The 22,820-nt window shown below is 39.9% G+C and carries 21 protein-coding genes; 11 read left to right on the top strand and 10 right to left on the bottom strand.

The genetic code is table 11. The features are described 5' to 3' along the window. Positions 1-43: 43 nt before the first annotated feature. Positions 44-886: a YitT family protein gene (locus FPV17_RS02020; RefSeq protein ID WP_035392958.1), complete on the bottom strand. Its 843-nt coding sequence runs from the start codon at positions 884-886 to the stop codon at positions 44-46. 244 nt (positions 887-1,130) lie between these two features. Between FPV17_RS02020 and FPV17_RS02025 the strand changes: the two genes are divergently transcribed. The 4 genes from FPV17_RS02025 (at position 1,131) to pdxA (ending at position 6,266) form a co-directional block, all read left to right on the top strand. Further along, positions 1,131-2,792, top strand: coding sequence for a sigma-54-dependent transcriptional regulator (locus tag FPV17_RS02025; protein WP_186370703.1), 1,662 nt, complete (start codon positions 1,131-1,133; stop codon positions 2,790-2,792). Positions 2,793-2,953: 161 nt separating this feature from the next. Further along, on the top strand, positions 2,954-3,940 hold the full coding sequence (locus tag FPV17_RS02030) for a 2-keto-3-deoxygluconate permease (RefSeq protein WP_038476302.1): 987 nt from the start codon (positions 2,954-2,956) through the stop codon (positions 3,938-3,940). 23 nt (positions 3,941-3,963) lie between these two features. Beyond that, positions 3,964-5,253, top strand: a complete 1,290-nt coding sequence (locus FPV17_RS02035; protein ID WP_035392957.1) for a four-carbon acid sugar kinase family protein — start codon at positions 3,964-3,966, stop codon at positions 5,251-5,253. After that, positions 5,250-6,266 (top strand): 4-hydroxythreonine-4-phosphate dehydrogenase PdxA, encoded by a 1,017-nt coding sequence (pdxA, locus tag FPV17_RS02040; protein ID WP_144557685.1) that lies wholly within the window; start codon positions 5,250-5,252, stop codon positions 6,264-6,266. Before FPV17_RS02035 ends, pdxA begins: the two co-directional genes overlap by 4 nt. Before the next feature lie 70 nt (positions 6,267-6,336). Here the strand turns inward: pdxA and FPV17_RS02045 are convergent, their stop codons facing one another. From FPV17_RS02045 to FPV17_RS02060, 4 genes are all read right to left on the bottom strand, one after another. Then, positions 6,337-7,080: a sulfite exporter TauE/SafE family protein gene (locus FPV17_RS02045; RefSeq protein ID WP_035392956.1), complete on the bottom strand. Its 744-nt coding sequence runs from the start codon at positions 7,078-7,080 to the stop codon at positions 6,337-6,339. 206 nt (positions 7,081-7,286) lie between these two features. Beyond that, positions 7,287-8,816: an alkyl hydroperoxide reductase subunit F gene (gene ahpF / locus FPV17_RS02050; protein ID WP_144557687.1), complete on the bottom strand. Its 1,530-nt coding sequence runs from the start codon at positions 8,814-8,816 to the stop codon at positions 7,287-7,289. 14 nt (positions 8,817-8,830) lie between these two features. Then, complete coding sequence (gene ahpC, locus FPV17_RS02055; protein ID WP_144557689.1) at positions 8,831-9,394, bottom strand: alkyl hydroperoxide reductase subunit C; 564 nt, start codon at positions 9,392-9,394, stop codon at positions 8,831-8,833. 517 nt (positions 9,395-9,911) lie between these two features. Continuing rightward, on the bottom strand, positions 9,912-11,363 hold the full coding sequence (locus tag FPV17_RS02060) for a spore germination protein (protein WP_186370704.1): 1,452 nt from the start codon (positions 11,361-11,363) through the stop codon (positions 9,912-9,914). Positions 11,364-11,507: 144 nt separating this feature from the next. Here FPV17_RS02060 and FPV17_RS02065 point away from each other — a divergent pair, with 144 nt between their 5' ends. The 4 genes from FPV17_RS02065 to FPV17_RS02080 all read left to right on the top strand — a co-directional run bounded on the left by FPV17_RS02065 (position 11,508) and on the right by FPV17_RS02080 (position 14,445). Further along, the gene (locus FPV17_RS02065) at positions 11,508-11,942 is read left to right on the top strand and encodes a hypothetical protein (protein ID WP_060704238.1); all 435 of its coding nucleotides are present in this window, start codon (positions 11,508-11,510) and stop codon (positions 11,940-11,942) included. A gap of 290 nt (positions 11,943-12,232) precedes the next feature. Further along, on the top strand, positions 12,233-12,727 hold the full coding sequence (ectA, locus tag FPV17_RS02070) for a diaminobutyrate acetyltransferase (protein ID WP_035392952.1): 495 nt from the start codon (positions 12,233-12,235) through the stop codon (positions 12,725-12,727). A gap of 19 nt (positions 12,728-12,746) precedes the next feature. After that, on the top strand, positions 12,747-14,030 hold the full coding sequence (gene ectB, locus FPV17_RS02075; RefSeq protein ID WP_035392951.1) for a diaminobutyrate--2-oxoglutarate transaminase: 1,284 nt from the start codon (positions 12,747-12,749) through the stop codon (positions 14,028-14,030). Positions 14,031-14,049: 19 nt separating this feature from the next. Further along, positions 14,050-14,445, top strand: coding sequence for an ectoine synthase (locus tag FPV17_RS02080; protein ID WP_144557692.1), 396 nt, complete (start codon positions 14,050-14,052; stop codon positions 14,443-14,445). Between the two features lie 403 nt (positions 14,446-14,848). Here the strand turns inward: FPV17_RS02080 and FPV17_RS02085 are convergent, their stop codons facing one another. Together FPV17_RS02085 and FPV17_RS02090 are read right to left on the bottom strand one after the other, a co-directional pair. After that, positions 14,849-16,069: an IS110 family RNA-guided transposase gene (locus tag FPV17_RS02085; protein WP_246117084.1), complete on the bottom strand. Its 1,221-nt coding sequence runs from the start codon at positions 16,067-16,069 to the stop codon at positions 14,849-14,851. 258 nt (positions 16,070-16,327) lie between these two features. After that, the gene (locus FPV17_RS02090; protein ID WP_144557694.1) at positions 16,328-17,230 is read right to left on the bottom strand and encodes a hypothetical protein; all 903 of its coding nucleotides are present in this window, start codon (positions 17,228-17,230) and stop codon (positions 16,328-16,330) included. Positions 17,231-17,451: 221 nt separating this feature from the next. Here FPV17_RS02090 and FPV17_RS02095 point away from each other — a divergent pair, with 221 nt between their 5' ends. Then, complete coding sequence (locus tag FPV17_RS02095; protein ID WP_144557696.1) at positions 17,452-18,210, top strand: glycerophosphodiester phosphodiesterase family protein; 759 nt, start codon at positions 17,452-17,454, stop codon at positions 18,208-18,210. Positions 18,211-18,639: 429 nt separating this feature from the next. Here the strand turns inward: FPV17_RS02095 and FPV17_RS02100 are convergent, their stop codons facing one another. Together FPV17_RS02100 and FPV17_RS02105 are read right to left on the bottom strand one after the other, a co-directional pair. After that, the gene (locus FPV17_RS02100) at positions 18,640-19,494 is read right to left on the bottom strand and encodes a DNA-3-methyladenine glycosylase family protein (RefSeq protein ID WP_144557698.1); all 855 of its coding nucleotides are present in this window, start codon (positions 19,492-19,494) and stop codon (positions 18,640-18,642) included. 2 nt (positions 19,495-19,496) lie between these two features. Further along, a complete protein-coding gene (locus tag FPV17_RS02105; RefSeq protein WP_144557700.1) occupies positions 19,497-19,961 on the bottom strand; it encodes a DinB family protein in 465 nt (154 codons plus the stop codon). A 144-nt stretch (positions 19,962-20,105) separates the two neighbouring features. Here FPV17_RS02105 and FPV17_RS02110 point away from each other — a divergent pair, with 144 nt between their 5' ends. Then, a complete protein-coding gene (locus FPV17_RS02110) occupies positions 20,106-20,897 on the top strand; it encodes an SDR family oxidoreductase (protein ID WP_144557702.1) in 792 nt (263 codons plus the stop codon). A 122-nt stretch (positions 20,898-21,019) separates the two neighbouring features. On the opposite strand, the gene FPV17_RS02115 is transcribed toward FPV17_RS02110, so the two are convergent. Next, complete coding sequence (locus FPV17_RS02115; protein ID WP_144557704.1) at positions 21,020-22,030, bottom strand: Ldh family oxidoreductase; 1,011 nt, start codon at positions 22,028-22,030, stop codon at positions 21,020-21,022. A gap of 91 nt (positions 22,031-22,121) precedes the next feature. Here FPV17_RS02115 and FPV17_RS02120 point away from each other — a divergent pair, with 91 nt between their 5' ends. Then, positions 22,122-22,811, top strand: coding sequence for a GntR family transcriptional regulator (locus FPV17_RS02120; RefSeq protein WP_144557706.1), 690 nt, complete (start codon positions 22,122-22,124; stop codon positions 22,809-22,811). The last annotated feature ends 9 nt before the right edge of the window (positions 22,812-22,820 follow it).

Consider the following 22,820-nt stretch of genomic DNA (forward strand, 5'->3'; position numbering starts at 1 on the left):
GACGTTTTTCTAAACAAAAAAGCTAAAGCAGGCTGAAGCTGCTTTAACTTTTAGGTAACGAAAACCCTTTTCCAATGATTTCAGAAGCGCTTAAGAAGACAACAAACGAATTTGAATCATGCGTTTGAATTAGTTCTTTTAAATAAACGGCTTCAGACTGATCAACAACACTAAATAATAATGATTTTCTTGCTTTAGAGTAACCGCCTTCGGACCAAACTTTGGTTACGCCGCGGTCGATTTCATTGTAAATGAGATCGGTCACTACTTGATCATGCTCCGTTATAATGAGAACGAGCTTTGAGTTGGTTGAACGTAAAAGCACGAAATCAATAACCTTGCTTCCAATAAACAATGCGACCATTGCATAAAGAGCAAGCTCTAAATTAAAGACAATCATTGCGGCAACGACAATAATGCCGTCAATAATGAGTTGAGCAAAACCACTTGAAACATTAAAATACTTCCGCATAATTTGACTAATGATTGTGGTTCCACCGGTTGATCCATTTCCTTTAAAAACTAGCCCAAGCCCCACGCCGAAAAGAATACCTCCATAGACGGAAGCGAGAAATGGATCGGTAACAGAAAAAGTCTTGAAGGATGTAAGCCATATAAATACAGGTAGTATAAAGGTGCCAACGAGTGTTTTAGCACTAAAGCTTTTGCCGAGAATGGCGTAGCCGACAAAGAAAAGAGGCACATTAATAATCAGCTGCACCACGGCGGGTGTAAAGCCGTATAAGTCATTTAAGATAATGCTAATTCCACTTACTCCTCCAGCTGCTAAACTAGCTGGAAGCATGAAAAGATTAAACGCTAAGGCGACAATAAATGTACCGAGAATAATTAACGAATATGATCGCAGTTCAGAAACTTGTTTCATGAAAACAAACCTCAATTCTATTTACTCATTAACAAATGAGTGCATTCACCAATTTCTAAATATATAGGAATGATAGAGATCATTCAATATCCTTTTTAGATTTCGTACGTTTTGTTACGATTATCCGTAAATTTACTGCAAAATTGATAAGAAATATGGTTTTCAACTGTTGCTACCTATCATTTTTGTAATGAGTGTGTTTCAATGATAGTAAAAATTGATACAGATGAAGGAGCAGATAAACTTGGTACGCATTCATATTGTCGCACCTTATTCTGCGATGGTTTCCGTTTTGAGCGAGTGTATTCCGCTTTTTCCATCTGCTGACATTACGTATTCTGTTGGGGATTTACAAAAAGGGCTAGAGATTGCGTTGGAGAAACAAGAAGATGGAATTGATCTCATTATTAGTCGAGGCGGCACAGCAAAGCTAATAAAAAAAGCGGTGTCTATTCCGGTTATTGATATTCAACTTTCTGGATATGATTTAACAAGATCTTTAACGCTAGCGAGTAAATTAAATGAAAAAACAGCTATTGTAGGCTTTCAGAACATTACAGCTGGAGCGGCGGCAATTATTAAGCTTTTACATTTGCCAATCAATGTCTATACGATTCATTCAGCAAACGAGGTTACATCGCTCTTACTTAAACTGAAGCAGGCAGGTTATAGTCATATACTAGGAGATGTCATTACGATTAATACATCTCATGAGGTTGGATTGAAAGGGATGTTGCTTCAATCAGGGAAAGAGTCTGTAGCTCGGGCGATTGAAGAAGCGATATACTTAATACAAACGTTGTCGAGGCAGACAATTATTAACCACGTAATGAAATCGTTGCTTATTGAGGAACATCGTAACATTATTATGTTTGATGAAGACGAGACCTTGTTGTATAAGCATTTTCAAGATTTTCGTGACCCGCTAGAAGAATCGGAATGGTCGCTATTACACACAAGCCTGGCTATTAATGAATCAATCAAGGAGTTTTATACAAAAGAACAGGGGCGTCTTCAAGTAAGAGGGATGTTACTTGATAAACGCTATAAAGTATACGTATTAAGTCGCTTGCATCCTGTCTTAAACCTTAAAGGTGTGACAGAAAAGACGATTATGAAAAAAGAACCTGTTGCAATGTCATCGGTTCCATCTGCAAATCGGTTTAGACTATTGCAACATTTATTTAAGAAAAATGAAGCTGTTGTTATTTCAGGTGAACGGGGTACAGGAAAAACGTTTCTGACAAGACAACTTCATATACTGGAAAATAGAGAAGAGCCCTATGTGGAAATCGATGCCGATGTGTTTTTATTGCAGGATTTAGAGCACTTGCTTACAAAAAAACCAAGAACCATTGTGTTAAATCAATTTTCTATAGATGAACATCAAGAACTTTTGTCTGCATGTTTACAGAAAAGGAAAGCAAACTCCTTTCGACTCATTATGCACACGTCTGCGAGGTGGGATGAGGACCAGCTTGAAGCATGGGAATTGAAACATGTCCATATGCCGGTTTTAGCAGATCGGAAAGAAGACATGGGTGATTTAGCAACATTTTTCTTAGCCGATTTCCATCAAATTTATGGAACAAGGCCTGTTGGTATCTCCGAGGAGGCTATTGCTTATTTGGAGAACGTGTCTTATAAGCATCACATTAGAACATTAAGAGAAGTGATTAAGAATGCAACGATGGATGAAAAAGAGTACCTATTAAGTAAAGAAGTAATTAAATCGGTCGTTGAAACAACCGAGCAAAAACAAACGTTTCCAATTAATGGAACGTTAAAAGAAATGGAAAAAGCGATTATTGCTCAAGTGCTACAAGAGGAAAATCAAAATCAAACCCAAGCAGCAAAGCGGTTAGGTATCAACCGAGCAACGCTGTGGAGAAAGCTTAAAGATTAAATTCTTTAGGCTTTTTTTATTTGTATAACTGTTGCATTATTAAACACTTTTTATTTTATGGAATTAATTTTACAAAAATGTGTTGCAATATTGTTCGATTTCTTTTATGATGCAAGTAACTTATAAGTGAAAGCGTTTTTAAATAGAGGAGGAGTAACGATATGAAGATTAAAGCTTTTTTGGACCGAGTCCCAGGAGGCATGATGGTTGTCCCGCTATTACTAGCTGCGACAATTAATACATTCTTTCCAAATGCATTAAGAATTGGTGGTTTTACAGAAGCTCTATTCGTTAATAGTTCAGGCGCACTAATTGCTTTGTTTTTATTAATTGCTGGAACACAGATTACATTTAAAACAGCAGGAACATCGGTGAAAAAAGGATTAACGCTTCTCTCGTTTAAATGGGGAATTGGAGCAGGTGTCGGTTTACTCGCACTAATCTTAGCGGATTCAAATGGCTTGTTCTTAGGATTAGCGCCAATTGCGATCATCGCAGCAATGACGAATTCAAATGGTGGTTTATATATTGCTTTAGCTGGACAGTACGGAAAAGAAGATGATAAAGCGGCTTATCCATTTTTAGCTTTAAGTGACGGTCCATTTTTAACAATGGTAGCGTTAGCAATCTTCGGAACAATGGGCTTTGCTCAAGGGATGTTTTCTCCACTTGACTTTGTAGCAGTATTGCTCCCGCTTTTAATTGGTATTGCAATCGGTAATATCGATAAAGACATGGGTGAGTTTCTTTACAAAGGCAGCGACAAACTCGTTCCATTCTTTGCTTTTTCACTAGGAATGGGGATTAACTTCACAGCGATTATTCAAGGTGGTATTAGTGGAATTTTACTAGGTGTACTAACCGTATTGCTTACTGGTGGAATTGGTTATTTTATTTTCAAATGGATTGGGTGGAACCCGATTGTTGGAACAGCGGAAGGCTCAACAGCTGGAAACGCAGTAGGTACACCAATGGCTATCGCCACAGCAAACGCATCATTCATGCCGATGGCTGAAATTGCAACGGTACAAGTAGCGGCAAGTGTTGTAACAACCGCGATTTTATTACCTGTCTTTATAGGAATACTAGCGCGGCGACTAGAGAAGAAAACCGGTAAGCCTATAAATGAGATAAATGCAACGATGTAGTGGATGACTAAAGGAGAGGAATTATGAATTTAGCAATTATCGCAGACGACTTAACAGGTGCTAATGATAGTGGTGTTCAATTAGCGAAATATGGATTGAAAACATCTGTTTTCTTTAAAGAAGATAAGCGCTATCTTGGTGATAATGATGCCGTTGTTTTTGATACAGATAGTCGTGCTATTCGTGCTGATAAAGCCGAAGACATTGTATCAAGTGTGACAAGATTCTTACTAAAACAAGGCGTCACCAATATTTATAAAAAGATAGATTCGACCATGCGCGGAAATATTGGGGCGGAACTGTTAGGTTTTCAAGGAGAGTATCAACAGGACTTTATCTTTATTGCACCGGGTTATCCGACGAATGGTCGAACGGTCATTGAGGGATATCATTATTTAAATGGGCGCAAACTAGGGGAAACGGAAATTGCGAATGACCCGGTAACGCCAGTAGTAGAATCTCACTTACCAACATTAATAGGAGATCAACTGGATACAGAAGTAGGACTTGTGACAGTATCTGAATTAAGAGATACCAGTTTATTTCATGACAAACTTAATCAATTGAAGGAAGATCGAATTGTTTATGTTGTTATTGATTCGGAAATAGATGAAGACTTAAAACTTCTATTAAAAGAGATGAAGCGAACACCCTTTAAAATAGGTCTTGTTGGTTCTGCTGGTTTAGCCAACCATCTTCCTGAACATTATGGTTTGGAAAAGACGGAAAACGCGTTGGAGATTCCAAATCGCAAGAAATCTGTATTGACGGTTGTTGGAAGTGTAAATGTGCAGTCTCGAAAGCAGTTAAAGCAACTACTGAACAACAAATCAGTAGAAGCGATTGAAGTGGCTTCCCATAAAGCTGTTTCAGATGATGAGACGAGAAGAGCTGAAGTAGAAAGAGTCTATTGTACAGCTAAAAAACTTGCTTTTGAGGGACATGATGTTGTTCTATATTCTGCTGGTGAAAAAAATGACATTGAGCACGCACGCCGGGTAGGTAATTTGAATGGCTATACGTATTCAGAAACAAGCAGCGAAATCGTTCACATGATGGGCGAAATTTCTGCAAGGCTGTTAAGAGCCAAGCTTTTCCAAGGTGTCGTTATGACTGGTGGAGACACAGCGAAAAAAATCTGTGAACATTGGCGCGTAACAGGGTTCCAATTGTACGATGAACTTGAAGTAGGGGTACCAATTTCAACTTTCATTGGTGTAAAAGGACTTTTTGCAATAACAAAAGCAGGTGGATTTGGTCAAGAAGATGTCTTGATTCATTCCATCGAAAAGTTAAAGGGTGAGAAAAAATGAGTAAGACGAAACCAATCGTTGGAATTACAATGGGTGATGCAGCAGGGATCGGGCCGGAAATCATTGTAAAGGCATTAAGCCATTCCACTGTTTACGAAGAATGCCGTCCGCTCGTTATCGGTGATGCGAAAATCATCGAAAAAGCAGTACGTATTACAGGTGCTTCAGTGAAGGTCAATGTCGTAAGTGAACCTGCACAAGCACAATTTAGTCACGGAACGGTTGATATCATTGATTTAGACTTATTGCCAGAGGATACGGCATTTGGTGAAGTGGCAGCCGTTGTGGGAGATGCAGCTTATCAATACTTGGCGAAAGCCGTATCATTAGCTCAAGCGCATGAAATCAATTCGATTTGTACAGCACCATTAAATAAAGAGGCTCTTCATAAAGGAGGTCATCTTTATCCAGGTCACACGGAGATTCTTGCAACATTAACAGATACAGAAGACTATTCTATGATGCTGACAACACCAAATCTACGTGTGATTCACTTAACGACGCATGTTGGCTTAATTAAAGCAATTGAAAGTATCACGCCAGAACGAACGTATAAAGTTGTGAAACTTGCACATGAAACGTTAAAAAATGCCGGTATTGAAACTCCAAGAGTAGCGGTATGTGGCATCAATCCTCACGCAGGTGAAAACGGATTGTTTGGTTACGGGGAAGAGGAAGAGAAACTGCTTCCGGGTATCCAACAAGCACAAAAAGAGGGCATTCACGTGGAAGGTCCTTATCCGGCTGACACACTTTTCTTTAGAGCGGGACGCGGAGACTTTGATATTGTTGTAGCATGTTATCATGATCAAGGACATGCGCCGATTAAAGTAATGGGAATTGAAGAAGGTGTAAATATCACAGTTGGCTTAAAAGGTGGTATCATTCGTACTTCTGTTGATCACGGAACGGCCTTTGACATTGCTGGAAAAAACATTGCTGATGAAAAAAGTATGATTGTTGCCATTCAATCTGCAAGTGAACTAGCTCCCATTTGGGAAGAAGAGAATTAATGTTCAATAACCTCCATCTCTATGGAGGTTATTTTTTAATTAGCTGCAGAAAGCAAAAGGGTTACGGCTTTTAAGCAAACAAAATGATGTTGATAGCAGATAACGTAATCAACACAATCGTGATTCGTTTAACGAGTTTAGCGTTTACCCTTTCAAATAAACGTAAGCCTAAGTTGGTTCCGAGTATAACGGCTACTAGGCCAATAAGGAAGTATGTAAAGAACGACGGATAAAAATCACCATTTGCCGCATGGATGGAGATCGAAAAAAGGCTTGCTACGGTTGTGACAGCTTGAACGCTAACGATGTAGGAAAATTTCTTTGTTGGGTAAAAAAGTAAGAAGTACAGTACGATAAATGGCCCACCTAATCCAAAGACCCCACCAATCAACCCAGCTGCAAAGCCAAGTCCTATTTGCGATACTTTTTTTCTCCTTGGTGTAACGTCAACAATTGCATCCATTTTCTTTGCGCTTAATAATTGATAAAGGACAATAAGTAATAACACGACACCGAGCCATATTTTTAAAAAATCCATATCGCCATATGCCGACAGAATGAAGAAAGCGACAAAGCGCCCAAGGAGGACAATTGCGAGAAACCCAAGAATCTCTTTCCATTTCAAATGCTTGTAGTACTTAAACGTAACCGTCAGTCCAGAAATAACAAGAAGCGAAATAACAAGTAACGTTGTTTCTTTTACCGTAAGAAAAAAGGGAAGGATTGCGGTAATAACAAGACCTAACCCTAGGCCAGTTGCGCCTTGTATAAATGCGCCAATAAATACAGCAAAAAAGATAATCAGAAGTAACATTGGTCAATCAACTCATTCCAGCGTAAGGTGTCTTTATAAGGAGCTCTTCTCGCATTATAACAAATCTTATTAATGAAAAGGATAAGGACTTCCCACACTTGATCTTTTACTGCTGTTGCTATTAAACCAAATGAATGCCTCATAATAGGAAATAGCATGTTAAAAAAAGAGCGACACCCCATCGTAATGAAGTGACGCTCCCAGTGTTAATTTCTTATCATATAGTCAAAAGCACCGAGTGACGCGGTAGCACCTGAGCCCATAGAAATAATAATTTGGTTGTACGCACTGTCTGTGCAGTCTCCTGCGGCAAACAATCCAGGTACATTAGTAGAGCCATGCTTATCAACAACAATTTCACCCATGCGATTACGTTCAACCGTGTCATCTAACCATTCTGTGTTTGGTACGAGACCAATTTGAACGAAAACCCCTTGCAGGGCAACATGATGAATTTCTTCCGTTTCACGGTCTTTGTAGGAGATTCCATTTACGTGAGAATCACCTGTAATTTCCGTTGTTTGTGCATTGGTAATAATGGTTACGTTTGGTAGGCTGTTTGCACGATCTTGTAGAACATTATCTGCTTTAAGTTCAGATGCAAACTCAAGAACCGTTACGTGATTCACAATTCCTGCAAGATCAATTGCCGCTTCAATCCCGGAGTTTCCTCCGCCAATAACAGCAACGTCTTTCCCTTCAAATAACGGACCATCGCAGTGAGGGCAATAAGCTACACCTTTGTTTTTGTACTCTTGTTCTCCAGGCACATTCACGTTTCGCCAACGAGCACCTGTTGACAAAATAACAGTCTTGGCTTTAAGAACAGCGTCATTCTCAAGTGTCACTTCAAACAGGTCTTTCTTTTCTAAGCGTTTTGCAGTTTGAAGATTCATGACGTCCACATTATAGGTTTTGACATGTTCTTCTAAACTAGCAGCAAGCTTAGGACCTTCTGTTGACGGTACACTAATAAAGTTTTCAATGCTTAGTGTATCAAGAACCTGTCCACCAAAGCGTTCCGCTACGATACCGGTGCGTATTCCTTTACGAGCTGCATAAATAGCTGCGCTGGAACCAGCCGGACCGCCACCGACAATAAGAACATCAAATGGATCTTTGCTTGTTAGCTCATCTGCGTCAACGCTAACGCCCATTTTAGCGATCATTTCTTCTATAGTCATACGTCCGCTACCAAACGGTTGACCGTTCATGAACACTGTAGGCACAGCCATAATTTCTTTTTCTTCCACTTCTTGTTTAAATGCAGCACCATCAATCATTGTGTGTGTGATGTTCGGGTTTACCACACTCATCAGATTCAGCGCTTGAACCACATCTGGGCAGTTGTGACAAGATAAGCTGATATAGGATTCAAAATGATGCTCGCCATCAATGCCTTTAATTTGATCAATAATAGCTTGGTCGACCTTAGGTGGTCGTCCACTCACCTGAAGCAACGCCAAAACAAGCGATGTAAACTCATGACCTAAAGGAACACCGGCGAATACAACGCCGGTGTCCTCTCCAACACGATTTACACTAAAGCTTGGCGTTCTTGGCAGAGCTGCTTTTTCAAGCGTAATTTTCGTAGACATTGCTGACAGTTCGTCAAGAAGCTCGACCATTTCTTTTGAAACGTCATCGTCGCCAGCATGTACTTTAATAACAATGTCATTTTCCAGTAACGCCATGTACTGGTTTAATTGTGTCTTAATCTCTGCTGCAAGAGCCATCTTTATAACACTCCTTAGATTTTACCTACTAGGTCAAGGCTTGGTGTAAGTGTTTCAGTACCTTCTTCCCATTTAGCAGGGCATACTTCACCTGGGTTGTTACGTACATATTGTGCTGCTTTAATTTTGTTTACAAGCGTGCTCGCGTCACGACCGATACCATCAGCGTTAATTTCAACTGCTTGAATAACACCTTCTGGATCTAAAATAAATGTTCCACGATCAGCTAGGCCTGAAGCTTCGTTTAATACTTGGAAATCACGAGAAATCGCTTGTGACGGATCACCGATCATTGTGTACGTGATTTTACCAATTTTTTCAGAGCTATCGTGCCAGCCTTTGTGCACGAAGTGCGTGTCTGTAGAAACAGAATAGATTTCTGCACCAAGAGATTTTAGTTCTTCATATTGATTTTGAAGATCCTCTAATTCTGTTGGACATACGAAGCTGAAATCAGCAGGGTAGAAGCAAACGACGCTCCACTGACCTTTCATTGATTCGTCTGTAACCTCAACGAATTCACCATTTCTATATGCTTGTGCTGTGAATGGTTGTACTTGTTTACCGATAAGTGACATGAACAATTCCTCCTAATGTTAAATCTAAGCATATGTGCTTAAATTGTATTAATTCTAATTATGTACTAATTATTGAATAAAGATGTTCGTTTGTCAATGCCTTTCTCGAAAGTTTGACAATCGACACAGAATGTTTCTATTTAGCGATATGAAAGGGATAGTTAACTGAATTTTTTATCAATAAAATAAATTCCTTCTATGACAGTGTGGTAAGCGTTTTCTTTTCAAATGAGAAAACGCTTATGTAAATGAGAGGAAGTAATAGCAGAAAATCAATGGTTTTTAAATTTAAAAACGTGTTTGGTTTCCTTCGTGATGAAGTTGCAGCATCTTTTAAAATAGTTGACCGACTTAGGAAAAGAGAAATCGGAAGAATGTTTTTTCAAATGTGTATCGTTTTTCTCAATAGGCTTAGAAAAAGAATAACGAATGGAATGTAAAAAATGTATCAGATGAACGTCTTCGGGATTGTTGATCTGATACGTTTTTTGTGTAGAGGTTGCTTTAAACTTACCCATTAAATATGTTGCTTTCGATTCGCTTTAGCTTGATGACGATTAAAAGGAAGCGGATTTGGATGATTGATGACTCTTTGTAAGCCTCCTCGAAAAAGGGTATCTTTCCATTTATCAGGTTGAAAGGGAAGAAAAGGATACAAATAAGGTGTACCGATGGAATGAAGTTTAGCCATTAGTAAAAGTAAAACCGTCGTTCCTAAAAACAGTCCTGCAAATCCAAAAAAGTGAGCAAGAATGATGAACGATAAACGCATAAAGAAAATGGGTGAAAGCAGTCCTCTGTGGAGAACTGGAAAACTAGATATGTAGCAAATCCCGATAATGACGATGGTGACCGGATGAAATAAATTAACATCAGTTGCCACATCACTAATTAACATCGTTCCGATAAATGTAACGGCAAAGATAACATTCCCCGGCAATCGATAGGAACCATCCATGATCACTTGCATGAGTAGGATGACAAAGAGCAATTCAATCGTAAAAGGAGCAAGAGTATCATGGGTCTTAATTAATTGTTCGTGTAAATCTCTTGGGATGAGATCTAAATGAAACCGTTCAATAGCCACAATAATAGCTGGAGTAAACGTAGCAATAAAAAAGTACGCATAACGCAATGGTCTTGACCCGAATTTTCCGAAGTCCGATAAATAGTCATCTTGATTTTGAAAAAAATGATAGAAAATGCTTGGTGCAAGTAAAGCAAGAGGGGAACCTTCTACTAAAATAACAACTCGACCGGCAGCTAGAGCCATTGCGCACGCATCAGGTCGGTCTATTGACATCGTTCGCGGAAATAATAAACCATCGCCTTCTAGTGCATCTGTAGCGAGTTGATTAATAATGGCCTGACTAACATTGATATTGTTTAATCGTGTTTTAACTTCTTCAACGATAGCTGGGTTTGATACACCATGAACTGATAGGATGGCAATTTCTTTTTTTGCTTCAGAACCAATAGAAAGGGTTTCTATGACAAGATTAGGGCTTCGGTAATAATTTCTTAACAAATTTAGATTAACTGAAATGTCTTCTGTCAAGCCGGAAGCTGGACCTTCGTAAACGCTACTGCTGAGCGGAACTTCTACACTTCTAACACGCCAATTTGAACAGTTAAATAAATAGCCTTCCTCTTTATTGAACATAAGAAGGGCTCTTCCATTAACGAGACCATCCACACATTCATCGACTGTAGAAGCCATTGACGGTTCTCCATCTTTAAAGATACTCCCTAATTGATCATATGTAACCGACTGCTTAACGAGCTGTTGAATCGGAGCTAGTAAAAAAGAGTGAATTTTTTGCTCATCCACTGTATTAGGAAGATAGAGGAGCTCAGCATGAATATCTAATCCGATAGTAACAGACAGTGATCGGATCGCATCCTTAGTGTGGAACCGTTGTTGAATAAGGTGCACATTTTGTTTTAAGTGAGCCGTTAATGTCCTCATGCAAATTCGCCCTTTTTGACTAAGATGCATATAGTTTGCATCAAGCTAGTTGAATTATACAGTTCACTGCTATAAGGCAAAATGGATGCACCATTTATAGGCAAATGCGTAGAATGTATCAATGTCAATAGGGAGGTTTTAAGTATGCAAGATCATCGCTTCATGTCGTCGTTCTTCCCGCCTGGTGGTGGAGGCGGATCGATTGGCCCCTTTCCTGGGCAAGGTGGTCCAGGATATCCCCCGGGACCTCCAGGGAGTGGATCATTCCCTGGGTTTCCTACGCCAGGAGGTGGTTCTTCTCAAGGACCCCAACCAGGTCAAGGGGGAGGAGAACCACCAGGTCCGCCTCCAGGAAATCCACCTCAGCTTCAATCGGTTGGCACATTTGCTGTAGATCCAGGCGCTATTAGAGGGTGTTTATTCCGATACACGTACTTGCGCTTAAATAATGGCGAACAATTTTGGTTTTATCCAACCTTTGTAGGAAGACAATCAGTCGCTGGTTACCGGTGGTTTATTTTCAGGTGGGTTTACTTTGGAATCGATACACGACGAATTAGTGCTTTTCAATGTGTGTAAAAAGGAAAGAAAGAAGAGAAATCATTTTCTCTTCTTTTTATTTTGAAAATAAGAGGGATTGAGACAAAGAAGGAGGATATGGAAGAAAATCTCTCTTAGCTTACTCTTAACGTCGATCACTCCTCTTATTGATACATAATCTCTACTAATACTGTTTGCGAAAATGTGACCAGCATCCTATCATTAAAAAGGGTTGAAAATGTCGTTCATTTACAATTTGTGGTTTTGATTAAAGAGAAGCGGGTAAAAGAAAGGCGAACAACGTTGTAAAAAAAATAGGGGAGGCGCATATGGCACAGACACCAGTATTAACCCTCGAAAAACCGACTGTTGAAGATGGAGCTTCGATGTGGCAACTAGCTGAAACATCAACGCTTGATTCCAACTCAGTTTACAAGTATATCATGATGTGTGAATATTTTGACGAAACGTGTATTGTTGCGCGAGAAAACGATGAAGTTGTTGGCTTTATTACTGGTTTTATTCCGCCTAAACAAGCAGACACCCTCTTTATTTGGCAAGTTGGTGTTGCTGAATCACAACGAGGTAAGGGGCTTGCTTTAGATCTATTAGAACGACTAATTGAACGAGACGCATGTAAGAATGTAAGATACGTTGAGGCAACTGTAACGCCTTCAAACAAAGCATCTCAATCCCTTTTTAAAAAGCTAGCACGTAGTCAAGGAACGGAATGCAACGTGTTTGATTGTTTTGGTGAGGAGCTATTTCCAGATGATCAGCATGAAGAAGAAAAAACATTTCGCATTGGACCAATTAAGGGTTAAGAATACAAGGAGGAAAACCGTGAATAAAACAGACATGAAGATTTTTGAAGAAAAAGAATCTGAAGTAAGAAGCTATTGCAGAAGTTTCCCAGCTGTATTTACAAAAGCCAAAGGATCAACGATGTGGGATGAAGACGGAAATGAGTATATTGATTTTTTTGCAGGCGCTGGTGCATTAAACTACGGTCATAATGACGAAAAAATGAAACAGGCCCTCGTTGACTATATCATGAGTGACGGGATTACCCATTCATTAGATATGGCAACATCACCGAAAGCAACCTTTTTAACAGCCTTTAATCAAATCATATTAGAACCAAGAGGATTAAACTACAAAGTGATGTTTCCCGGTCCAACAGGGACAAATACAGTTGAAGCTGCTTTAAAGTTAGCTCGTAAAGTGACAGGGCGCACAGATATTATTAGCTTCACAAACGGATTTCATGGAATGACAATTGGATCACTTTCAGTAACCGGTAATGCTTTTAAGCGAAAAGGTGCTGGAATTCCATTGACTAATGTTGTAACGATGCCGTACGACAATTTTCTAACAGATGAATTAGATACACTTGATTATCTCGAGCAATTTTTGACTGAAGGTGGATCCGGAGTTGACATACCTGCAGCAGTAATTCTTGAAACGGTACAAGGCGAAGGTGGTATTAATGCCGCACGTACGGAATGGTTACAGCGATTAGAGCGTTTATGTAAGGAACACGACATCTTAATGATTATTGATGATGTGCAAGCTGGTATTGGTCGAACAGGAACGTTTTTTAGCTTTGAAGAAGCCGGACTCACCCCTGATATTGTGTGTCTGTCCAAATCAATTGGTGGGTACGGGCTACCTCTTGCATTAACATTGTTTAAACCAGAATTAGATATTTGGGAGCCGGGTGAGCATAACGGTACATTTAGAGGCAACAATCATGCCTTTGTTACGGCTACAGTGGCTTTAGAAAATTGGAAAACACCAGATTTTCAAGATTCTATTCAGAGAAAAGCTGAACTCGTGCATCATTTCTTAACTGCGATTGTGGAGAAATATCCAGATTTAAAAGGTACTGTTAAAGGTAGAGGACTTATGAAAGGGATTCGCTGCGAAGACTGTTCATTAGCCGGATCGGTCGCTGCAGAAGCGTTTAAAAGAGGCTTGATTATGGAAACAGCAGGGTTTGACGATGAAGTGTTCAAACTGTTTCCGGCAGTGACAATTCCTGAAGAAACGTTAAAAGCAGGGTTAGAAATTATTGAAGAAAGTGTGCGAGCAGCTTTAGGGATTAAAGAACCTATTTTAAATTAACAGCTAGGAGGTCCTACAAATGAAAGTAATCAAACTTGAAGATGTTCTAAATACAGAGCGAGATGTAGACGGTGGTAATTGGCGCAGTCAACGGCTTGTAGTAGAGAAAGATGGCGTGGGTTATTCTGTGCATGATACACAAATCCGTGCAGGTACGGAAACCCACTTATGGTATAAGCATCACCTTGAATCGGTTTATATTATTGAAGGTGAAGGCGAAGTTGAAACCATTAAGGATGGTAAGGTATGGCCAGTAAAGAAATTCGAATGCTATGTGTTAGACGAGCATGATGAACATTACTTACGAGCGAAAACGGATATGAGAATGGTTTGTGTATTTAATCCACCGACTACAGGTGAAGAAATTCACGATGAAGATGGCGCCTATCAATTACCAGAACATCTAAAAAAATAAAGAAGAGGCTGGGACATAACTAAAAGTAGTATTTGAAAAGACGAATAGTCTAAAATATGCTGAGTAGCACCGCTACAGGAGAATCCTTCGCTTTCCGGGGACACGGCCTCAGCCTCCTCTGTGGAAAACCGCCACTCCAGAGTCTTCAGACACGTGCTGATCCCCCAGGAGTCTTCGGATTCTCCTTCCGTTAATTTTCATATAAAATAAACGACGAACGTTCCTATTTTCAGGAATGTTCGTCATTTTGGTCTGTCTATCTACTTTTGTCCCAGCCTCTTTTCCTACGTTTAGTCAATAGGGTTTTTATAATAATTCTGATGATGTTATTTTTAAATCTAGGCATAGGAAATAAACCTTATCCCTGTCTATTTTTAAATAAGGTTCCTATGGTATACTACAGTTATTGGTCCATTGAGACCGCGTGCGAGTAATCGTACTCTGTATGATTCCTAGCCATGGAATACATACACTTTATGAGCTTGTTCATACAAGCGACAACGGCAACCTTGTCCTTCTTGGGGGTAGGTTGCTTTTTTAATTTGTAATAATACTCGACAATATGATTAGGAGCTGCTTTCTGCTGGCGGATCATGTTCCGAATGATGAGATATAAAATCTTTCTCCCTTTGGGATTTCCACGTTTATTAATATGGTCTTGTCCATGATATTTGCCAGATTGATATCTGCGGATATCAATTCCCACGAAGGCGTTCACTTTTTTGTGATTTGAGAAGCGGGACAGATCACCAAGTTCCCCCATCACAAGAGCTGCACTAATTTCTCCAATACCAGGTACGCTAAGAAATAAATCAAACTCAGGAAGGTTTTTGGCCTCCTCGATCAGTTCTTTAGATACGCGTTCTTTTTCTTCTAAAAGATGAAGAAGCTGACGCGCATAGTATCGTACCTTTTGAGTTTGAACACTCTCTGTAGAGACGGCTGGGTAAGAAGAGTGAGCGTAGCTCATGATCTCGACTGCTTTCTGTTTTGCGCGATTCTGTGAAATGTTTTTTAACGTATGATTGATGAGCTGATTTTTAATTTTTGTGATACTCGACCTTAAAACAAGATCGGGATGAGGAAAGAGCGCAATCAGACTTAAAGCGTAAGGTGTAATTCGACTCGAGAAAAATTGTTCAAGCTCTGGGAAACTAAGCTGGAGTGCATTGTGTAGATACATACGCATCCGTTTAATTTCCTCTTCAATCTCTTGATAAAAACGCGAGAGGTCACGCAGATGTTGATAGATGATGGATTGCGTTTGATTTTCCTCTCTTCTGTGAAGGGAATGAGACTGAGCTAATAAGTGGGCATCGTGTTTGTCGGTTTTCCAGCTTCTGAGTGTCCCTTGCTCAAGCTGTTTTTTAGCCTCTAACGGATTAAGAATACAGTAACGTAAAGCATTCCTTTGGCAAAACGTCTCCACTGGTTTAGAATAAATCCCTGTGGCTTCAAAGACAACGGTCACACTACCTGGAAGGGTCTGAATGTGATCGAATAGCTGTTGAAATCCTAGTTGATTATGAGCAATTTCTTCTTCGTACAAACATCTTTGGTCTTGATAAATGACCGAGTAACTTTTCCCCATTGATACATCTAAAGCGACTACAAACTCCATCATTGTTCCTCTTTTCATTTAGCATTGAAAGGTCTTCACTTAATCATTCCGATTCTAATTTCCTCTACACGAGCTCAATGGCCCCAACATACTTAAACCTGATTCAGTAATGAAAGTGAAGAAGCTCGGTTTTTAATACGGATTCTAGATCCTTGAGGCTTAGGTCGAGCTTTCTTTCACCTCTCACTATACGCCTAAACGAAAAATAGTGGGTAAGATTCATCCGTCGATGATCTTACCCACTAATCTTAGTATGTTTATTTAAATTTCAATGACTAACGCATTAATTGTTATGACCCACGTGTCTGTTTCATCGTGGTAAGTACTGAAGTGAATAACTGGAAAAGAAACTGGGTCCGATTCAGGTTGACGGTTCTGTTCATTATAATAGAGGAGTGCTTGCTGGATCGCTTCTTTTTCAGAGTAAGTGGCACCTTCTGGTTTTGATGGCGAAACGATTTCAGAAAAAATAGCGTCAGCAGAAGCTGGATAACTTTCTTTGACGTCCGTATATTCAACAAACACGCGATCGCCAATTTCAGCTGAACGTATGAGGTTAGTAAATGTAATTAAATCATTTTCAGTACTGATAAGCCGGTTTTCGGTTACAAAACCAGTAAAACAGGTAGGGGAATAGTCTGTTAATGAAGAATGCTCGCAATCCTCCAAAGAAACTCCATTGCTATTGATTTCGATTAAATGTTCTTCCTCTCCGTAAATTTGAATGGTTATTTCCCAAACATCTGCTTCTTCTACATAGTGTGTGTATGTAACAAACTGATAATCGATCATTGGATCACTCGGTGTGAATTCTCTCGCTAAAACGAGTGCTTGCTGGATCGCTTCTTTTTCAGAGTAAGTGGCACCTTCTGGTTTTGATGGCGAAACGACCGTGGTCTGTGAGCCATCTGCTTGAGAAGGGAATGAATCTAGAACGTCGCGATAATGGATACGTACACGATCACCAACCTCATGATCGACAGGAATGTTCGAAAACAATGTTAAGCCGCTTTCGTGAGAGACAAGTGAAGCGTGTTCGGTGTTATCGATAACAAATCCAGTAAAAGGTTCATCGTTAAGAGAGGTAAGCGTATCGCCACCGGTATCGGCTGGAATAGTGCAACCAGTTACGCACAAGCATAAAATAAATAGAAATCCTTTCACCCTTTTTCCTCCTTTTTCTCTTATGTAAACAAAGGGTTTCACACAACAGAAATGAATAGTCTAAATACTAGTGTAAAGTATAATTCCAATGCGTGAAAGCGATGTTACAGACGTTAGTCATTTGTAAAGCTTTACTTAAAAGTGAACACATAGGATGAAAGTGAAAATATCAAACGTTATAATAGGAGTGAGAGGTTTTTGTTAGAAAGGAATGATTCCCTTTGACAGCTATTTACGGACATAGAGGGGCGATGGGTGTTTTTCCAGAAAATACATTGCCAAGTTTTGAAGAAGCGTTATCAAAAGGTGTAGATGGTATTGAATTAGATGTCCAGCTAACAAAAGATGGTCAATTCGTCGTCATGCATGACCCGACTGTAGACAGAACTACGAATGGAACTGGTCATGTAAAGGATAAGACCGTTAAGGAGTTACAGGCGCTTAGTGCAGGTATACCCTTTACCCATTTAGAAAATTATTGTGAAGCAGATTGGAAAGAAATAACCGTCCCTACTCTTGCAGAGGCGCTAGAATTAATGGCTCCGTATCAAGTAGAGGTGAACATTGAGTTAAAACCGAATTTATCAGAAACAGAGGGAATTGAGAAATTATTGCTTAATTGTGTGAAGCCATTCCAAAAGGCAGTAACGATTAATTTCTCGTCGTTTCATTTGCCCCTTATTCAACGTCTCCGCCAATTGGATAAGGATGTTGAATTGGCTTGGCTCATAAAGCATGAGATGCCTTATCCAGCTGATTATTTAGCAACCAATAGGATTAACTTGTATCACTTGTCTAAGAAATTGGCGTTAAAAGATCGTTCTACTTATGAAGAAGAGGGCTTATTGCAACAGTCGCGTATCTGGACGGTAAATGAGCCTGAAGAAGTGAAAGGTTTACTCGAAAAAAAGGTGAAAGCCATTATGACAGATTTCCCGGAGATGGCGTTACGCATTAGAAAGCAGCAGGGCAATATCTAGCTGCTTTCTTTCTTATGATGATTAGGAGTTAGACTTTTTGACTATGTCTATAAGCTATTGAAACAGGTTTTATAAAACGCTATGCTGTTCTGTGTGAGAAAAAGGGATTGTCGTAAGGGGAGTATAAGTGAAAGCGATCAGGTGGGTAGTAAGCAAACGGAAGACATACAAAAAACGTCAGCAGTTGAAGAGAAGGACGAGAAATTTAATTAAGAACAATCGAATCAAGAGAACCATCTCAACAGCAAGGTCGTCTACGTAGAGCAAACTCGGTTTGCGATTGAGACTGTAGATGGCGATAAGTTTTATAATAGGATTCATGCCTTCTGACATACAGTTCTATGACGTTTGTTTATCATGTAACGTCGATTCAGACACAATCACTGTAAATAATAGAAAAAGATTCGTGCTGATGCACGAATCTTTTTCTTATTTATAGTGGTCAAACCAATAGGCTAAATACTTATAGTCGCCCCATTTATCATAGACGCTCTCAAGGTCGCTTTTAGAAGGAGCGATCCCGTTAAAATACGTTCCGATTACATGCTTTTTGTATTCGGAATCAACAGGCACACCATCATAACGACCGACGATCATAGCGAGCGTATTCATAGCATAAGGACCAATTCCTTTGATCTCTCGAAAGTGATTGATAGAGGATGGCTGCACGTATCGCGCAGGATTGTCTACTGCTTTATGAGCAGCATCCAAAATATAGTTACTTCGATAGCCTGTACGTACATGTTCCGTTAAAAAAGCTTCTCCTGCCGAAAGTATCTTTTCTGGTGTTGGGAAAGAGTGAAATTCCCGTCCAAATCCATGTGCCTTCTCTCCTAAATGATAAGTTAACTTTTCTGCCATTTGGATCGTTTGGTTCCAGCGGGTGTTCGTCGTTAAAAGAACTTTCACGATGTCTTCAAATAGAGAAGGGGAGCGTAATAGTCGACCTTGTCTTCTCTTAGGTAAATCTGTTAGCTCATTATACGTTTGGCACAATGTATAAAAGGGCTCAAACGGTTCGTTCACTCGGAACATCCAAGAAACTTGATGTAGAATTTCGTCTCTATCCGTTTCGGTTAATTTCACTTCAGTGACGACTTGCAAACAAGATGGTTTCATATAGACGCAAACAACTATTGTGGCATTATTTCTCAAAGTAAAGGTACGGTAAAACCGCTCTTTTTTTGGATCCCATGCATTCGGAGCGAGCATCCACCACCCATGGGAAGTAATGGCATCCTGAAAGTCAAAGGGCTCTGTTAATGGAATGGAGAAAGTAAACACTGTTAGTTAACCCCTAATTCAGTGGACCATGTTCCTTGTTGTTTTCGGATACTAACAATTTGGCCGATGTGATAGGCATTGTGTAGGGTGAGAAGTGTTAAATAATCGGTAACGGTTTCGCTGAAATCTTCTGGTTCCGAGTCTTGCACAGCTTCACGCCATTCTGAAAGCAACTGGTCAATATGTTTCCTTGTTTCACCCCAAGATGTTGTTTCTCCCTCAAATGTATGGGCAATGGAGTCAACAGGCTCGAAATTGGTTTTACTGTTTTTGAAGCGCTCTAAATAACGATGGTTATAAAAAATAAGATGGTTTACAATTCCCCAAATACTGTTTGAATCATCGTTAGGCGTCCATTTGGCCTCACTCTCAGATACATTTTTTAACGCGTGAGTCAGCGGGACAAACCAGCTTTTTTGATTATGAATAACACCTAATTGCATGAGAATGAACTCTTTTGCGCTCATACAAATACCCTCCTCTTGAGTGGATGTTCCGATCTATTCCTAAAGTTTTTGCCATTATAGCATGGATAGAAAGGCGTTGAACAGAATGAAAGGTTCGATTCTAGATCGAAAAAGATCTAAACTATGGAAAAGGAGGAATGCACAATGGATTTAAATTTAAGAGAAAAAGTGGTCATTGTACTTGCTGCAAGTAAAGGGCTAGGAAGAGGGATTGCACAGAAGTTTGCAGAGGAAGGAGCGAAAGTGGTGTTGTCGAGTAGACGACAGAACGAACTAGCTCAAGTGGCAAGCGACATGAAAAAAGAAACGAATAATCCTCACATTGTATCGCATGTATGTGATGTTACAAAAGCAGAAGACATTATGGGGCTAGTAGATTTCACCATTAAAAAGTGGGGGAGAATTGATGTATTAATTAACAATTCAGGTGGACCTCCTCCAGGAGGCATTGATCAATTTACTGATGAAGAGTGGCAACGTGCATACGAGTTAAATCTATTAAGCTATGTTCGATCGATTCGTGCAGTTGTGCCGCAAATGCGCATTCAAGGAGGGGGACATATAGCCAATGTAGCGTCCTCTTCTATTAAACAAACCCTTGATGGATTGTTACTCTCGAATACGTTCCGAGCAGGGGTTGCAGGACTGTCAAAAAGCTTGGCACAAGAGTTAGGGAAAGATGGCATTCTTATTAATACTATCGGTCCTGGGCGTATAGCAACAGACCGTTTGCTTGAACTAGATGAAACGAAAGCTACCAAAGGAAATCTATCTCTTGATGAAGTAAAGAAAAAGGAAGAACAAGCCATTCCTCTTGGCCGCTACGGAACGCCGCAAGAATTTGCCAATCATGTTGTATTTCTTTGTTCAGGTGTAAACACGTACGTAACCGGTCAATCGTTCGTTATTGATGGAGGGCTAGTAAAAGCATTATAGTCAGCACGCCAATAGGTTATAACGTAACAGTAGATGGTGCTGGTCAAATGATGATAGGAACTGAATGCTTTTATCTAGAGAGACCCTTAAGCATGCTTTGCTTAAGGGTCTTTTTAAGATCATCAATGATTTTGTTTGAGAAAGTGATAGACCGATTCAGGTAGAGGGATCCCATTGGCCAACCGTTCTCTTTCATTTATTTTTTCAAGTTCACCAGGAACATAAATACGTTCTTCAGTTGTAACGGCGGGAACTTGGCGTAATTCTTGAATCATAGTATCCAAGCGAGCAGTAAAGGTTTCTACTGCAATAAATTTACTGGGATCAATCGCCATAAAAAAGTGCCCTAGCTCTCTATTTTTGTGGTAGTCATCATACATTTTAGAAACATGAGGTCCAAAAGCAGCACCGGTGAGAAGTGCGGAAAAGATTTCAACAACCATTGCCAGTCCATACCCTTTTGGTCCACCAAATGGTGTTAAAGATACGACCTCTTCTGGTATTGTCGTGGACTGTCCATTATGGTTAACCCCCCATCCATGTGGAATAGGCTGTTGTTTTTCCTTTGCGTCTAATATTTTCCCAAGTGCAACCGTACTTGTAGCAAAGTCAAGAATGACAGGGTCTTCTTCGTTCGTAGGAAACCCAAATGCAAGTGGATTTGTACCAAAATAAGGTTTAGCTCCTCCGTATGGGACGACAATGGCATCGGTATGGGACATGGCAATGCCAATAAGCTTTTCTGCGGCTGCTTGTTGAACGAAAAAGGACAGAGCACCACAATGGCTGCTATTCTTTACAGCAATACTGCCAATACCGTGCTGTTTTGCTTGATGGATGGCTCTGTTCATCCCTTCTTTCGCAATTGAATGACCGAATCCGTGATGGCCATTAACGATTCCTGTCGATGGGGAGGTTTCGTTATAATCAGGAGTAGCATCAGCTCGAATGCCCCCTTCGATAAGGCGGTTTATATAATGTTCTACTCGCATAACGCCGTGTGAATCCACACCTCTTAAATTGGCGTGAACGAGAACGGTTGAAATGTCATGAGCGACAGGCTCTGGGACGTGATAACGGGTGAATACATCTTTCGTTAAAGATAAAAGTTCATCTGCTGGCACGGTAATCATATGGAATCCTCCTAATTGAAAGCGTTTAAATAAATGGTAGCATACTTGTATGGTAGTGTGGTAGTATCTGATTGAGGAGGTGAAGAAAACCATGCTGAATCGTACCGATTTCAAAATGTCGACAAGAGATTTTGTCTATGAAACGATCCGCGAGTCTATTATGACATTGGATTTACCGCCAGGGTCTGCGATTTCTGAAAAAGAAATTGCGGAGGAATTAGAGGTAAGTAGAACCCCTGTTAGAGAAGCCTTTTTACGATTAACGGAAGACGAGCTGCTAATGGTGTTGCCACAAAGAGGGTCGTTTGTAACCTTAATAGATTTAGACCATGTGGAAGAGGCACGTTTTCTTAGAGAGCAAGCAGAAGTAGGAATTATAAGACTGGCATGTGACAGCTTTAATGATTATTGCTTACAGCAGTTAGAAATAAATGTTGAGAAACAGAAACAGGCAAAAAAGACCGAAGATGAGAAAACGTTGTTTGTTCTCGATAAAGAGTTTCACCGCTTATTAGCGGAAGGAACGAAAAAATTAAGAGTATGGAAAGTTATTCAGAAAATGGATACCCATTCAAATCGTTTAAGAAAGCTCAGTATGGAATTGAAATTAAACTGGGATCAACTTGTTGAACATCACGGTGAGATGGTGAGCGCTATTAAAACGAAAGACTGCGAGCGAGCTGAAGTATTAGTTCGAACCCATTTAGGATTGTTGCAGTATGATCAAAAGGCGCTGAGACTGGAGCATCCAGAGTATTTTAGTAAGGAACAGAGGCTTTGAAAAGGAGAG

The organism is Shouchella miscanthi, assembly GCF_007725405.1.
Classification (GTDB): Bacteria; Bacillota; Bacilli; order Bacillales; family Bacillaceae_D; genus Shouchella; species Shouchella hunanensis.

Excerpts from the sequence above, each read along its gene's own strand:
- FPV17_RS02020 (WP_035392958.1), bottom strand. The coding sequence starts at position 886 with ATGAAACAAGTTTCTGAACTGCGATCATATTCGTTAATTATTCTCGGT.
- FPV17_RS02030 (WP_038476302.1), top strand. The coding sequence starts at position 2,954 with ATGAAGATTAAAGCTTTTTTGGACCGAGTCCCAGGAGGCATGATGGTT.
- FPV17_RS02035 (WP_035392957.1), top strand. The coding sequence starts at position 3,964 with ATGAATTTAGCAATTATCGCAGACGACTTAACAGGTGCTAATGATAGT.
- pdxA (WP_144557685.1), top strand. The coding sequence starts at position 5,250 with ATGAGTAAGACGAAACCAATCGTTGGAATTACAATGGGTGATGCAGCA.
- FPV17_RS02045 (WP_035392956.1), bottom strand. The coding sequence starts at position 7,080 with ATGTTACTTCTGATTATCTTTTTTGCTGTATTTATTGGCGCATTTATA.
- ahpF (WP_144557687.1), bottom strand. The coding sequence starts at position 8,816 with ATGGCTCTTGCAGCAGAGATTAAGACACAATTAAACCAGTACATGGCG.
- ahpC (WP_144557689.1), bottom strand. The coding sequence starts at position 9,394 with ATGTCACTTATCGGTAAACAAGTACAACCATTCACAGCACAAGCATAT.
- FPV17_RS02060 (WP_186370704.1), bottom strand. The coding sequence starts at position 11,363 with ATGAGGACATTAACGGCTCACTTAAAACAAAATGTGCACCTTATTCAA.
- FPV17_RS02065 (WP_060704238.1), top strand. The coding sequence starts at position 11,508 with ATGCAAGATCATCGCTTCATGTCGTCGTTCTTCCCGCCTGGTGGTGGA.
- ectA (WP_035392952.1), top strand. The coding sequence starts at position 12,233 with ATGGCACAGACACCAGTATTAACCCTCGAAAAACCGACTGTTGAAGAT.
- FPV17_RS02080 (WP_144557692.1), top strand. The coding sequence starts at position 14,050 with ATGAAAGTAATCAAACTTGAAGATGTTCTAAATACAGAGCGAGATGTA.
- FPV17_RS02085 (WP_246117084.1), bottom strand. The coding sequence starts at position 16,069 with ATGATGGAGTTTGTAGTCGCTTTAGATGTATCAATGGGGAAAAGTTAC.
- FPV17_RS02105 (WP_144557700.1), bottom strand. The coding sequence starts at position 19,961 with ATGAGCGCAAAAGAGTTCATTCTCATGCAATTAGGTGTTATTCATAAT.
- FPV17_RS02110 (WP_144557702.1), top strand. The coding sequence starts at position 20,106 with ATGGATTTAAATTTAAGAGAAAAAGTGGTCATTGTACTTGCTGCAAGT.
- FPV17_RS02115 (WP_144557704.1), bottom strand. The coding sequence starts at position 22,030 with ATGATTACCGTGCCAGCAGATGAACTTTTATCTTTAACGAAAGATGTA.
- FPV17_RS02120 (WP_144557706.1), top strand. The coding sequence starts at position 22,122 with ATGCTGAATCGTACCGATTTCAAAATGTCGACAAGAGATTTTGTCTAT.